At 64.4% G+C, this 14395-nt stretch carries 12 protein-coding genes; 8 read left to right on the forward strand and 4 right to left on the reverse strand.

What is annotated here, in order from left to right; genetic code table 11:
• Positions 1 to 13: 13 nt before the first annotated feature.
• From BRPE64_RS32770 to map, 4 genes are all read right to left on the reverse strand, one after another.
• On the reverse strand, positions 14 to 250 hold the full coding sequence (locus BRPE64_RS32770) for a hypothetical protein (protein ID WP_144063327.1): 237 nt from the start codon (positions 248 to 250) through the stop codon (positions 14 to 16).
• A gap of 258 nt (positions 251 to 508) precedes the next feature.
• On the reverse strand, positions 509 to 2746 hold the full coding sequence (locus BRPE64_RS32100) for a pseudouridine synthase (RefSeq protein WP_044041285.1): 2238 nt from the start codon (positions 2744 to 2746) through the stop codon (positions 509 to 511).
• A gap of 6 nt (positions 2747 to 2752) precedes the next feature.
• Complete coding sequence (locus BRPE64_RS05715; RefSeq protein ID WP_016345096.1) at positions 2753 to 5338, reverse strand: [protein-PII] uridylyltransferase; 2586 nt, start codon at positions 5336 to 5338, stop codon at positions 2753 to 2755.
• A gap of 68 nt (positions 5339 to 5406) precedes the next feature.
• Positions 5407 to 6225 (reverse strand): type I methionyl aminopeptidase, encoded by an 819-nt coding sequence (map, locus tag BRPE64_RS05720; RefSeq protein WP_016345097.1) that lies wholly within the window; start codon positions 6223 to 6225, stop codon positions 5407 to 5409.
• A 426-nt stretch (positions 6226 to 6651) separates the two neighbouring features.
• Here map and rpsB point away from each other — a divergent pair, with 426 nt between their 5' ends.
• From rpsB to rseP, 8 genes are all read left to right on the forward strand, one after another.
• The gene (gene rpsB / locus BRPE64_RS05725) at positions 6652 to 7404 is read left to right on the forward strand and encodes a 30S ribosomal protein S2 (RefSeq protein WP_016345098.1); all 753 of its coding nucleotides are present in this window, start codon (positions 6652 to 6654) and stop codon (positions 7402 to 7404) included.
• Between the two features lie 142 nt (positions 7405 to 7546).
• Positions 7547 to 8428, forward strand: a complete 882-nt coding sequence (gene tsf / locus BRPE64_RS05730; RefSeq protein ID WP_044041995.1) for a translation elongation factor Ts — start codon at positions 7547 to 7549, stop codon at positions 8426 to 8428.
• Positions 8429 to 8665: 237 nt separating this feature from the next.
• A complete protein-coding gene (gene pyrH, locus BRPE64_RS05735) occupies positions 8666 to 9379 on the forward strand; it encodes a UMP kinase (protein ID WP_044041997.1) in 714 nt (237 codons plus the stop codon).
• A gap of 92 nt (positions 9380 to 9471) precedes the next feature.
• Complete coding sequence (frr, locus tag BRPE64_RS05740) at positions 9472 to 10032, forward strand: ribosome recycling factor (protein WP_016345101.1); 561 nt, start codon at positions 9472 to 9474, stop codon at positions 10030 to 10032.
• A gap of 82 nt (positions 10033 to 10114) precedes the next feature.
• Positions 10115 to 10897, forward strand: a complete 783-nt coding sequence (uppS, locus tag BRPE64_RS05745) for a polyprenyl diphosphate synthase (protein ID WP_044041286.1) — start codon at positions 10115 to 10117, stop codon at positions 10895 to 10897.
• On the forward strand, positions 10891 to 11703 hold the full coding sequence (locus tag BRPE64_RS05750; RefSeq protein WP_016345103.1) for a phosphatidate cytidylyltransferase: 813 nt from the start codon (positions 10891 to 10893) through the stop codon (positions 11701 to 11703). The genes uppS and BRPE64_RS05750 overlap by 7 nt, the downstream gene beginning before the upstream one ends.
• Before the next feature lie 18 nt (positions 11704 to 11721).
• The gene (locus BRPE64_RS05755) at positions 11722 to 12939 is read left to right on the forward strand and encodes a 1-deoxy-D-xylulose-5-phosphate reductoisomerase (RefSeq protein WP_016345104.1); all 1218 of its coding nucleotides are present in this window, start codon (positions 11722 to 11724) and stop codon (positions 12937 to 12939) included.
• A 7-nt stretch (positions 12940 to 12946) separates the two neighbouring features.
• A complete protein-coding gene (gene rseP / locus BRPE64_RS05760) occupies positions 12947 to 14329 on the forward strand; it encodes an RIP metalloprotease RseP (RefSeq protein WP_016345105.1) in 1383 nt (460 codons plus the stop codon).
• Positions 14330 to 14395: the final 66 nt, after the last annotated feature.

Raw genomic sequence — 14395 nt, forward strand, 5'->3', positions numbered from 1 at the left:
GGCGGCCTTTCTCTTATGCCATCGATCTCGGCGTGCCGCTGATTTCCGGTTGACGGAACAGGGCGACATGCTCGGGATTCGCGGAGGCTTGCAGGCGTCCGTCGGGCAGGCGGGCCACCACGATTTCCCCGACACCGGGGCTCATCACGACGACTTCGTCGCGCAGCGCGAGCAGGGCCTCGAGCCGTCGTCGGCCGCTGACGATTTCAAGGCCGGTTCCGGTTTCACGAACGATGATCTCAACTGACATGGCGGTTCTCCTTCAATGCCGTTCGATGCTGCTTGATCCTTGGCTGCCTCAGTTTCCACGATGCCGCGCGCGGCGCGTACCCTCATGACAGGTGTATCGGATCGGTGGTTAATTTTCTTTAGCCAAAAAACGACGACAAAGAAAAAGGCACGACCGGAGCAGCGTCGTGCCAATTTTTGGTGCAAAACGTCGTTTTTTTGCGACGCAACACGAGACCGTGCGAACGTTCGATCGGACGTTCGCGCGTCTCTTCGTCGCTTAGAAACTCTCGCCCGGCGCCAGGTAGCGCCACTGTCCGGCCGGCAGCGTGCCGAGCGTGACGTGGCCCATGCGAATGCGCTTCAGTCCGACAACGTCCAGCCCGACCAACTCACACATGCGACGGATCTGGCGCTTCTTGCCTTCGCGCAGCACGAAGCGAAGCTGCTCGCCGTTCTGCCAGCTGACTTGCGCAGTCTTGAGCGGCACGCCGTCGAGTTCGAGGCCGTGACGCAGAAGGGCTAGGCTTTCGGCAGGCAAATGCTGATCGATATCGACCGTGTGCTCGCCGAAGCGCACGCGCACGAGATACTCCTTGTCGACTTCGGAATGGCTGCCGATCAGCAACTTCGCAATGCGCCCGTCCTGCGTGAGTACGAGCAGGCCGGTGGAGTCGATATCGAGACGCCCCGCGGGTGCGAGCGTGCGAAGATGCCCCGGCGAAAAGCGGATGCCCGAGTGGTCCTCGGCCCAGTGATTGGCTTGATTGACGAGCGTGACGGCCGGCTCATAGCCGTCTTCCGCCTGTCCCGAGACATATCCGACCGGCTTGTGCAGCAGGATCGTCACCAGTTGCGACTGCGCGGAGCGCGCGGCGGGCAGGATTTCGATGTCCTGCGTCGGACGAATTCGCGAGCCGAGCGTGTCGATGACTTCGCCGTCGACGAGCACCCAGCCTTTCTCGATCCATTCGTCGGCTTCGCGGCGCGAGCAGAGACCGAGTTCCGACATGACTTTCGACAGCCGCACGAGGCCGTCGTTGTGCGGACGATGCTTGGGAGCGTCATCGGCGACGGGTGCTTGCGGCTTCGCTGCGGGTTTCGGCGCCGGCGTGCGCGGTTCGCTGCGTTCGTCGCGTGCCTTGAACGGGCGACGCTCATCGCCGCTGGCCGGCCGCTCGCTGCGTGCCGGCGGACGGCCCTCGAACGATTTGCGCGGCCCGCGCTCGCCGAACGCTGGGCGTGAATCGTCGCCACGCGGTTTGAATGCGCGACGCTCGTCGCTGCCAGATGGCCGCTCGCCACGCGTCTGCGGACGATCTTCGAACGATTTGCGCGGCCCGCGCTCGCCGAACGCCGGGCGTGAATCGTCGCCACGCGGCTTGAACGGGCGACGTTCGTCGCCACCCGCTGGCCGCTCACCACGCGCCGGCGGACGACCTTCGAACGATTTGCGCGGTCCGCGCTCGCCGAACGCCGGACGCGAATCGTCGCCACGCGGTTTGAACGGGCGACGTTCGTCGCCACCCGCTGGCCGCTCACCACGCGCCGGCGGACGACCTTCGAACGATTTGCGCGGTCCGCGCTCGCCGAACGCCGGGCGCGAATCGTCGCCGCGCGGTTTGAATGCGCGACGCTCGTCGCTGCCAGATGGCCGATCGCCGCGCGTCTGCGGACGATCTTCGAACGATTTGCGCGGTCCGCGCTCGCCGAACGCCGGACGCGAATCATCGCCACGCGGCTTGAACGGGCGACGCTCGTCGCCACCCGCTGGCCGCTCGCCGCGCGTCTGCGGACGATCTTCGAACGATTTGCGCGGCCCGCGCTCGCCGAACGCCGGACGCGAATCATCGCCCCGCGGCTTAAACGGACGACGTTCATCGCCCCCCGCTGGCCGCTCACCACGCGTCTGCGGACGATCTTCGAACGACTTCCGCGGCCCGCGCTCGCCGAACGCCGGACGCGAATCATCGCCGCGCGGTTTGAACGGGCGACGCTCATCGCCGCCCGCTGGCCGCTCACCACGCGCCGGCGGACGATCTCCGAACGACTTCCGCGGCCCGCGTTCACCGAACGCCGGACGCGAATCATCGCCACGCGGTTTGAATGGGCGATGTTCATCGCCACCTGCTGGCCGCTCACCACGCGTCTGCGGACGACCTTCGAACGATTTCCTTGGCCCGCGCTCGCCGAACGCCGGACGCGAATCATCGCCGCGCGGTTTAAACGGACGACGCTCATCGCCGCCCGCTGGCCGCTCACCACGCGCCGGCGGACGACCCTCGAACGATTTCCTTGGCCCGCGCTCACCGAAAGCCGGACGCGAATCATCACCACGCGGCTTGAACGGCCGCGCGTCGCCGCGCTTCTCGGCGCCGGGCTTCGCCGCGCGTGGGCCGCGCGCTTCGTCGGGCGCGGTGGCATGAGCCGGCTTGCGCCCGGTGGATGTGCCGGAACGTACCGGCGATCGCGTCGCCGACGTGGGACGCGGATGTTTGGCTGTCAGTTTGACGCGCATAAAGTCTCAGGCTGCGATTGCGCGCAGCAGTTCGGTTTCGACCTGGATCTGGGTGCGGTTGCTCGACAGGCTCTTGCCGTCAAGCAGGAACACGTCCTCGACACGTTCGCCGAGCGTGTTGATGCGCGCCGCCTGCACGCCGATCCGGTGTTGCGCGAGCACTCGCGCGATCGAATAAAGAAGGCCTTGCCGGTCGTTGGCCGACACGGAGAGGATGTAGTACTGGCCGCGGTCGTCGGGACGCAGGTCCACGCGCGGCGTGATCGGAAACGTGCGCACGAGCCGCGACAGCCGACCTCGCGACGGTTCCGGAAGAATGCGCTCGTCGGTCAGCAGCGCGGCCAGCTGCTGCTCGACGAGATTGGCGATATCGCGATAACTCCCGTCGTGATCGGGATGCGCGACGAGGAAGTTGTCGAGCGCGTAGCCATGCCGCGTCGTCGTGACGCGTGCATCCAGCACGGACAGGCCGTTTTTGTCGAAATACGCGCAGATGCCGGCGAACAGATCCGGCCGGTCCTTCACGTACACGAGCACCTGCAGCGCCGCGCCGATAGGCGAGGGCCGCGCACGCACGATCGGCTCGTCGCTTTCGACGTGCCGGTACAGCACGCGCGTCTGCCATGCGATGTCGGCGGGATCGTGACGCAGGAAATAGCCGACGTCGAGCTGATCCCACAGCCGCTTCTGCGCATGCTCCGGCACGGTTTCGAGCCGCAACAGCGCGAGCGCCGCTTCCTGGCGCGACTTCAGTTCCGAATGTGTGTCCGGCTCGGCGCCGCCCAGCACGGACTGCGTCGCGCGGTACAGGTCTTCGAGAAGCTTGCCCTTCCAGTTGTTCCACACTTTCGGGCTGGTGCCGCGAATGTCTGCAACGGTCAGCAGATACAGCGCCGTGAGCCTGCGCTCCGTCGTCACCACCGACGCGAACTGCTTGATGACCTCAGGATCGCTCGTGTCCTGTTTCTGCGCGACCTGGCTCATCGTCAGATGCTGTTGCACGAGCCACACGATCAGCTCGGTGTCTTCATGGCCGATGTCGTGCTCGCGGCAGAACCGCCGGGCGTCCGCCATGCCGAGCGTCGAATGATCGCCGCCGCGGCCCTTCGCGATGTCGTGAAACAGCGCCGCCACATAGAGCACCCACGGGCGCTCGAAGTTGCCCATCAACTGGCTGCAGAACGGATATTCGTGCGCGTGCTCGGCGATCGCGAAACGCCGCAGATTGCGCAGCACCATCAGGATGTGCTGATCGACCGTATAGACGTGATAGAGATCGTGCTGCATCTGCCCGACGATGCGCCGGAAGTTGAGCAGATAGCGTCCGAGCACGCTCGTCTGGTTCATGAGCCGAAGCGCGTGCGTGATGCCTTCGGGCTGCTTCAGGATCTCCATGAACAGACGGCGGTTTTCCGGATCGCGCCGCCAGTTGCGGTCCATCAGGTCGCGCGCGTTGTAGATGGCCCGCAGCGTGCGCGCGGAGAGTCCCTTGATGCCGCGCGTCTGCTCGTACAGCAGGAACGCTTCGAGGATGGCGTGCGGTTCGCGCTCGAACACGTCGTCGCGGGCGATTTCCAGCATGCCTTGCTTTTCGACGAAACGCCCGCTGATCACGCGCGTAATGCCGCTCGTCGACGGAAACAGCTGCGCCTCGACGTTCTGAATCAGGATGGTCGCGAGCTGCGTGACCGCTTTCGCCGCCCAGTAGTAGCGGCGCATCAGTTGCTCGCTTGCGCGCTTGGCGGTGGTCGCCTCGAAGCCGAAACTCTCGGCGAGCGGCGTCTGCAGATCGAACACGAGAATGTCCTGGCGGCGCTTCGCGATCACGTGCAGTCGCGCGCGCAACGCCTTCAGAAAGCCCTCGTTGCGACGCAGTTCGCGCGCCTCGCGCTCGGTGATGAGCCCGCGCGTATCGAGTTCGCGCCAGTTGCTGCCGAAGCCCGCCGCGCGCGCGATCCACAGGATGAGCTGAAGGTCGCGCAGGCCGCCGGGGCTTTCCTTGATGTTCGGTTCGAGGCTGTACGGCGTGTCCTGAAACTTCGCGTGCCGCTGGCGCATTTCCAGCACTTTCGCCTGGAAGAACGCGCGCGGATCGAGCGTCTCGTGATAGCGCGCGGAGAAGCGCTGGAACAGTTGCGTATCGCCGCAGATCCGCCGTGCTTCGAGCAGCGATGTCTGCACGGTGATGTCGTTGCCCGCCTCGGCGATGCACTGCTCGACCGAACGCACGCTGCTGCCGATATCGAGCCCCAGATCCCACGCCATGCCGATAAAGCGCTCGACGCGTCCATTCAGTTCGGCGGGGTCGCTGCGGGTCGGCGTCTCGGGCAAAAGAACGAGGATGTCGACGTCGGAATAAGGCGCGAGCTCGCCCCGCCCATACCCGCCGACGGCCACGAGCGCGGCTTCGGCCGGCATCTCGCACGCGGCCCAAGCGCCTTTGAGGGCGTCGTCGGTGGCGCGGGCGAGGGCGTGCATCAACGGCTCGACGTTCGACGTCGACTGGAAGCGTTCGATGAGCGCCGCCTTCGCCGCCTTGTAGGCAGCGCGCAACGTTTCACAGGGCGTGGCAACGGCGGCGGTGACGCTCATGGGTCGGGATGGCCGGATGAGAGGAGAAAACGACGAAGCGCCACGCCGGAGCGTCGGGCGCCGGGAACTCAGCGCGCCGAAGCGGTCGCCGCGATCAGTTGCGAAGGCGCAGGCGTAGCCGCCGAAACGGTCAGCACTTCGTAACCGGTCGGCGTGACGAGCACGGTGTGCTCCCACTGCGCGGACAGGCTGCGGTCGCGCGTCTTGACGGTCCACTGGTCGGGCATCGTGCGGATTTCGCGGCGGCCGGCGTTGATCATCGGCTCGACGGTGAAGATCATGCCCGCCTGCAATTCGATGCCCGTGCCCGGACGGCCGTAGTGCAGCACCTGCGGCTCCTCGTGAAATACCTGGCCGATGCCGTGGCCGCAGTATTCGCGCACGACGCTGTAACCTTGCGCTTCCGCGTGCTTCTGGATAGCCGCGCCGATGTCGCCCAGATGCGCGCCGGGACGCACCTGATCGATGCCGAGCCACATGCAGTCGAACGTGGTCTGGACGAGGCGCTTGGCCAGAATCGATCCTTCGCCGACGATGAACATCCGGCTCGTATCGCCGAAATAGCCGTTCTTGATGACGGTGATGTCGATATTCAGCGCGTCGCCGTTCTTGAGCACCTTTTCGCCGGGAATGCCGTGACAGATCACGTCATTGACGGAAATGCAGGTGGCCTTCGGGTACGGCGGATAGCCGGGCGGCTGATAGTTCAGCGGCGCGGGAACGGTGCCCTGTTCCTTCACCATATATTCGTGACAGAGACGATCGAGTTCCTCGGTCGTCACGCCGGGAGCGATATGCGGCGTGATGAAATCGAGCACTTCGCTGGCGAGCCGGCAGGCGACGCGCATCTGCGCGATATCGTGATCGTTTTTCAGCGTAATAGACATGACGTGGCTCGGAAATGCGTGTTTGCGGCCGTGAGCCGCGAAAGCGGCATTATCGCACCTTAGGAAATGCGCCGCACCCGGATCGTGAGTGGGTGGGCGGCACACGGGCAGGGTGGCGGGGCGGGCGGCCCGTTGGTTGCACCTGTGCGCATGTTTCAGTCGCAACTGACAGGCCGACTTGAGCCGGCCAATCCTCACATGCTATACTCATGGGCTAAGTCTTGATCCATATTGTCGTCACGGTTTCTCTGGACAATTGTCCGGGAAGCATCGAAGGCAGCAGCGGATCCGGGCTTGGAACGTACCTTTTTAAGTCGAATCGCAAGCCGGCGCACCCAGGGTGTCCGGCGTTCGGGTGGCGAATCAAAGCCAACCGGGCGCAGGATGCGGCAGCCGGCTTAAGACCCAACCCTCGCGGAGAATTTCATGGCAGTCACGATGCGTCAAATGCTGGAAGCCGGTGTCCACTTCGGTCACCAAACGCGCTTCTGGAACCCCAAGATGGCCCCGTACATCTTCGGTCATCGCAACAAGATTCACATCATCAACCTCGAAAAGACGCTGCCGCTCTACAACGACGCGCTGAAGTACGTGCGCCAGTTGGCAGCGAATCGCGGCACGATTCTTTTCGTCGGCACGAAGCGCCAGTCGCGCGACACCATCGCTCAGGAAGCAGCGCGCGCCGGTATGCCGTTCGTCAACGCCCGCTGGCTCGGCGGCATGCTGACCAACTTCAAGACCTTGAAGGTTTCGATCAAGCGCCTGAAGGACATGGAAGCGGCCGTGGAATCGGGTGAAACCGAGCGCATGAGCAAGAAGGAAGCGCTGCTGTTCGAACGCGAAATCGTCAAGCTGCAAAAGTCGATCGGCGGCGTGAAGGACATGGGCGGCATTCCGGACGCGATCTTCGTGATCGACGTCGGCTACCACAAGATTGCCGTGACGGAAGCGAAGAAGCTGGGCATTCCGGTCATCGCCGTGGTCGACACGAACCACTCGCCGGAAGGCATCGACTACGTCATCCCGGGTAACGACGACGCGTCGAAGGCTGTGGCGCTGTACGCCGAAGGCGTGGCGGACGCGATCCTCGAAGGCCGCGCGAACGCGGTGAACGACGTGGTCCAGGCAGTGCGCAACGGCGAAGGCGACGAGTTCGTCGAGGTCAACGCAGAGGCGTAATCGAGCCCTGCGGCCGACAAAAAAGGGGGCTTTGCGAAAGGCCCCTTTTTTTTAAGCCGGCGCGACAGCAGTAACCCATTTTCTGCCGCAGGCGCGTGTTGGGCACCGGCGGCACGTATCAAACAGACTCAAGGAGCGAATGATGGCGGCAATTACCGCAAGCATGGTGGCAGAACTGCGCGCGAAGACCGATGCGCCGATGATGGAATGCAAGAAGGCGCTGACGGAAGCCGACGGCGACATGGCGCGCGCGGAAGAACTGCTGCGCGTGAAGCTCGGCAACAAGGCGAGCAAGGCGGCATCGCGCGTGACGGCTGAAGGCATCGTGACGGCGCACGTCGAAGGCGGCGTGGGCGCGCTCGTCGAACTGAACTGCGAAACCGACTTCGTCGCGAAGAACGACGACTTCCTGGCTTTCGGCAAGACGATCGCCGAACTGGTTGCCAAGAACAACCCGGCCGACGTGGCCGCGCTGTCGGCGCTGCCGCTGGAAAGCTCGACGGTCGACGCCGTGCGTCTGGCGCTCGTCGGCAAGATCGGTGAAAACCTGTCGATCCGCCGTTTCGTGCGTTTTGAATCCGCGAACAAGGTCGCGTCGTATCTGCACGGTACGCGCATCGGCGTGCTGGTCGAGTTCACCGGCGCGGACGAGCAAGTCGGCAAGGACGTCGCGATGCACATCGCCGCGATGAAGCCGGTTTCGCTGTCGTCGGACGAAGTGCCGGCGGACCTGATCGCCAAGGAGCGCAGCATCGCCGAGCAGAAGGCGGCCGAATCGGGCAAGCCGGCCGAGATCGTCGCGAAGATGGTCGACGGCAGCGTCCAGAAGTACCTGAAGGAAGTGTCGCTGCTGAACCAGCCGTTCGTGAAGAACGACAAGCAGACGATCGAGCAGATGCTCAAGGCCGCCAGCGCGTCGGTGCAGAAGTTCGCGCTGTTCGTGGTCGGCGAGGGCATCGAAAAGCGTCAGGACGACTTCGCAGCGGAAGTGGCGGCGCAAGTCGCTGCGGCGAAGCAGTCCTAAGGCAGTCCTCAGGCAGTCTTCAGGGCGGCACACGCATGCCGCCCGGCAGTACTCGCGGCAGTTTGCTTGCCGCACGAATTCAGCGATCCGGTTCGCACCATGCAGCGGGCGCGGCAGATTGGGGGAAACCCTGATCTACCGCGCCCGCCGCCCGATCCGGCCCGCTTGCGGTAAATATTGTTTCACCCCTACAGTTCTACGTTGTTGCAACTCTTCTCGGCGCGATCGGAAACTCATATGCCCACAGCCTACAAACGCGTGCTCCTCAAACTCTCCGGCGAAGCCCTCATGGGCGACGATGCCTTCGGCATCAATCGCGCAACGATCGAAAGGATGGTGGCGGATATCGCGGAGGTGGTGCGGATCGGGACGCAACTGGCCGTTGTTATCGGCGGCGGCAACATCTTTCGCGGTGTCGCGGGCGGTGCGGCCGGCATGGACCGCGCGACCGCGGATTACATGGGCATGCTCGCCACGATGATGAACGCGCTCGCGCTGCAGGACGCCATGCGTCACGCGGGCATCGAGGCGCGCGTGCAGTCGGCGCTGCGCATGGATCAGGTGGTCGAGCCGTACATTCGTCCGCGCGCGATCCGTCAGCTGGAAGAGGGCCGGGTCGTGATCTTCGCGGCCGGCACGGGCAATCCGTTTTTCACGACCGACACCGCGGCCGCGCTGCGCGGCGCGGAAGTGGGCGCCGAAGTGGTGTTGAAGGCGACCAAGGTCGATGGCGTATACTCCGCCGACCCGAAGAAGGATCCGAGCGCGACGCGCTACAGCACGATCAGCTTCGATGAAGCAATCAGCCGCAATCTGCAGGTGATGGACGCCACCGCGTTCGCGCTCTGCCGCGATCAGAAGCTGCCGATTCGCGTGTTCTCCATCACGAAGCCGGGCGCGCTCAAGCGCATCGTGCAGGGCGACGACGAAGGGACGCTCGTCCACGTGTAAACTCTCGCGATATTGGGCGCGGCGCGCCGTGGCAGGGGCCACGTGTGTCAGGCGCCGCGTATCGCAAGTAAAACTCAGGTTTGGAGGTTCAAATGAGTGCAGCTGACATCAAAAAGGGCGTCGACCAGAAGATGCAAAGGTCGATCGAAGCATTCAAGGCCGATCTCGCCAAGATTCGTACGGGCCGCGCGCATACCGGCCTGCTCGATCACATCCAGGTCGACTATTACGGCTCGAACGTGCCCATCTCGCAAGTGGCGAACATGACGCTCGTGGATGGCCGCACGATCGGCGTGCAGCCGTGGGAAAAGAAGATGGTGCCGGTGATCGAGAAGGCGATCCGTGAATCGGATCTCGGCCTGAACCCGGCTACGCAGGGCGATCTGATTCGCGTGCCGATGCCCGCGCTCACCGAAGAACGCCGCCGCGAACTCACGAAAGTCGTGAAGAGCGAAGGCGAAACGGCGAAGGTCTCCGTGCGCAATCTGCGCCGCGATGCGAACGACCATCTGAAGAAGCTCGTCAAGGACAAGGAGATTTCGGAAGACGACGAACGCCGCGCGAGCGACGAAGTTCAGAAGCTCACCGACAAGTTCGTCGCCGAAATCGACAAGCTCGTTCAGACCAAAGAATCCGAAATCATGACGGTGTGAGGCCGCAAAGACGGTTTCGCCAGCTTCGAGCGCTAACATTGAGGCTGGCTCTCACTCCTCCCGATTTAAAGATTCAGCGGCCATGACCTATACCAGCTCCACCGTTACCGTGCCCGATGTCGCGGCTGTCCCGCGTCACGTCGCGATCATCATGGACGGCAATGGCCGTTGGGCAACCGAGCGGCGCCTGCCGCGCGTCGCCGGTCACACGCGCGGTGTCGACGCCGTGCGCGCGACCGTCGAAAGCTGCGCGCTGCGCGGCGTCGAATTCGTCACGCTGTTCGCGTTCAGTTCGGAAAACTGGCGCCGTCCGACCGAAGAAGTCTCGTTCCTGATGCGCCTGTTCGTGAGCGCGCTCGAACGCGAGATCGGCAAGCTGCATGCAAACGGCATCCGCTTGCGCGTCGTCGGCGACACTTCCATGTTCAACGACCGCATACGCGCGCTGATCCAGCGTGCCGAGACCAAGACGGCCCGCAATACGCGTCTTACGCTCACCATCGCCGCCAACTACGGCGGGCGCTGGGACATCATGCAGGCGACGAAAAAGCTCATCGCGAAGTCGCTGGAAACGGGCGTGCCCGCGCGCGTGGACGACGAATCGTTCGCCGAGCATCTCGCCATGGCCTACGCGCCGGAGCCGGATCTGTTCGTGCGCACGGGCGGCGAACAGCGCATCAGCAACTTCCTGCTGTGGCAACTCGCCTACACCGAGTTCTATTTCACCGATACCTACTGGCCGGACTTCGACGCTGCGGCGCTCGATCGCGCGATCGCGTCGTACGGTGACCGTGAGCGCCGTTTCGGGCGCACCAGTGCTCAAGTCGAATCCCAATCGCAGAAGGCCGACACCCTTTCATGCTAAAGACCCGTGTCATCACGGCAATCGTTCTGCTGGCTGTACTCGTGCCGATCACGCTGTTCGCGCCGGTCGGCGCATTCGGGGCGCTGATCGGTTTCGTCGTCGTGTTCGCGGCGTGGGAATGGGGACGGCTCCTGAAGCTCAACGGAGCGGGGCCGGTCGCGTATGCGGTCCTCACGGGCATCGTGCTTATTTTCAGCACCTGGCTGGGCGTCGCGTCCAAACCGCTCTATCAGATGGCCGGCATCTTCTGGGTGCTCGCCGGTCCCTATGTGCTGCTGCGCAAGCCGTCGCTCGCCGCCGGCGCGTGGCGCGGCTTCCTGCTGTTCGCCGGAATCGTCGTGTTTGTCGCCTGCTGGCATGCGGTCGTCGACGCCCGCACGCGCGGCGTGGCTTTCGTGCTATCGCTTCTTCTAGTAGTGTGGCTGGCTGATATAGGCGCATACTTCGCCGGAAAAGCACTCGGCCGCCACAAGCTCGCCCCGTCGATCAGCCCGGGCAAGACCTGGGAAGGCGCCATCGGCGGCTGGGTCGCCGTCATCGTGATCGGCGCGATCGCCGCCGCCACCGGCTTTTATGCGCCGACCGTATTCACGGCCTTCGTGGAGCGGCTCGGTTGGGACCGCTCTTTCGTCGCGGTTTCCGTGCTCGTCGCGTTCAGCGTCGTCGGCGATCTGTTCGAGTCGCTCCTTAAGCGCCAGGCCGGCGTCAAGGATTCGAGCGGTCTGCTGCCGGGCCACGGCGGCGTGCTCGACCGCATCGACGCCATGTTGCCTGTACTGCCGATCGCATTGCTGATGCTTGGCTAATCGGCTAGAGAAGAATCTATGCAAAAACGTCTCACATTGCTCGGCTCCACGGGCTCGATCGGCGACAGCACGCTCGACGTCGTGGCGCGGCACCCGGACCGCTTCTCGGTCTACGCGCTCAGTGCTCACCGCAACGGCGACAAACTCGTCGCCCAGTGCCTGAAGTTTCAGCCCGAAGTGGCGGTCGTCGGCGACGCCGAAACCGCCGCCCGCGTCGCGGCCGCGTTGCGCGCGCAGGGTTGCAAGACCAAGGTTACATACGGCACGGACGCGCTCGTCGACGTTGCGCGCGCGGCGCAGTGCGACACGGTCGTCGCGGCCATCGTCGGCGCCGCGGGCCTTGCGCCCACGCTTGCCGCCGCGCGTGCCGGCAAGCGCATCCTGCTCGCGAACAAAGAAGCGCTGGTCATGTCCGGGCAGATCTTCATGGACGCGGTGCGCGACCACGGCGCTATCCTGCTGCCGGTCGACAGCGAGCACAACGCCGTATTCCAGTGTCTGCCGCCTTGTGCCGACAAGGAAGCCAAGATGCACGGCGGCGTCTCGAAAATCATCCTGACGGCGTCCGGCGGTCCGTTCCGGACCCGCGAGCCCGCGACGCTCGTCAATGTCACGCCCGAGGAAGCCGTCAAGCATCCGAACTGGGCGATGGGCCGCAAGATTTCCGTCGATTCCGCGACGATGATGAACAAGGGCCTCGAAGTAATCGAAGCGCACTGGCTCTTCAATCTCCCCGGCTCGCGCATCGAGGTGCTGATCCATCCGCAGAGCGTGATCCACTCGATGGTTTCCTACGCGGACGGCTCGGTGCTTGCGCAACTCGGCAATCCCGACATGCGCACGCCGATCGCGCACGCACTGGCGTATCCTGAGCGTGTCGACTCGGGCGTGGCACCGCTCGATCTCGCGCAAATCGCCTCGCTCACGTTCGAAAAGCCGGATTTCGCGCGCTTTCCGTGCCTGGCGCTGGCCATTCAGGCGCTGGAGGCGGGCGGCATCGCCAGCGCGGCGTTGAACGCGGCGAACGAAATCGCCGTGGAGGCGTTCCTCGAACGCCGCATCGGCTTCATGGCGATCGGCGGCGTGGTGGAGCGCGTGCTGAATGCATTGCCTAACACGAGCGCCGCCTCGCTCGACGACGTCCTGGCCGCCGATGCGAACGCGCGCCGTCTCGCATCCCGTTTCGTCGCAGAGCTCACCGCGAGCGCGCCGGGCGCCGAACCCATCGCCCATTGAGGCCGTCATGAACTTTCTGACCGAAATCGTCGCCTTCGTCGTCGCGATAGGCGTCCTCGTCGTCGTCCACGAATTCGGTCACTACAGCGTCGCGCGCCTGTGCGGCGTGAAGGTGCTGCGCTTCTCGGTGGGCTTCGGCAAGCCGCTCGTGCGCTGGGTCAGCAAGAAGACCGGCGTCGAGTGGACCATCGCCGCGCTGCCGCTCGGCGGCTACGTGAAGATGCTCGACGAGCGCGAGGTCGATCCCGAAAGCGGCGCCACTATTGCGCCCGAGGATTTGCCGCGCGCGTTCAACCGTCAGAGTGTCGCCAAGCGCATCGCGATTGTCGCGGCGGGACCCATCGCCAACTTTTTGCTCGCCATCGTCCTGTTTTCGGCGGTATTCGCGGGCGGCGTGACCGAGCCCGCGGCGATCGTCTCTCAGCCCGCCGCGGACACGGCGGCCGCGCGGGCAGGCTTCGAGGGCGGCGAAACGATCCTTTCGATGCGCGACGCTCCCAGCGGCGAAACACACGCGATCCGATCCTGGTCCGACCTGCGCTGGAAGCTGCTGGATGCCGCATTCGATCATCGCCGCATCGTGCTCACGGCGAAGACGCACGACGGCACCTTCGACTTCCCCGTCAGCGTCGCGGCCATTACGGATACCGACGCCGAACAGGACTTCATGGACAAACTCGGCTTCGCGCCGGGCGGCGGCACGCTCACGGTGGCGGGCGTCGAGGCGGGCAGCGCCGCGCAGAAGGGCGGGCTCAGGGCGGGCGACACGCTGCGCGCGATCGACGGCCGTTCCGTCGACAACGCAACCAGCTTCATCGACTACGTGAAGGCGCATGGCGGCAAGCCCGTGACGCTTTTGATCGAGCGCCAGGGCAAGCGCGAGCCGGTGCAAATCGTGCCGGACATCAAGCGCGATGCGTCGACGGGCAAGGACATCGGCCGCATCGGCGCGGCGCTCACGAATCAGCTGCCGACCGTCGACGTGCGTTACGGCCCGATCGAAAGCCTGCGCCTCGGCGTGAACCGCACCTGGGACATCAGCGCGTACTCGCTGCGCATGTTCGGACGGATGATCGTCGGCGAGGCATCGCTCAAGAATCTATCGGGACCGGTCACCATCGCGGACTATGCCGGCAAGAGCGCAAGGCTCGGTTTGGCGGCCTTTGTTTCATTTCTTGCGCTCGTCAGTATCAGCCTCGGAGTGTTGAACTTGTTACCGATTCCGGTATTGGACGGTGGGCATCTGTTATATTATTTGGTTGAGGCTGTTACCGGCAAGGCTGTATCCGATCGCTGGCAACTCGTTCTGCAAAGGGCGGGGCTCGTCTGCATCGTCGCGCTCTCGATGATCGCGCTATTCAACGACCTCGCTCGCCTGATTCGTTTCTGATCCATTTTGACAATTTCTGGCGGCGCCTTTTTGAGCGACCGCCGGAACGAATGCAGCTTTAAAAAT

The organism is Caballeronia insecticola (genome assembly GCF_000402035.1).
GTDB lineage: Bacteria > Pseudomonadota > Gammaproteobacteria > Burkholderiales > Burkholderiaceae > Caballeronia > Caballeronia insecticola.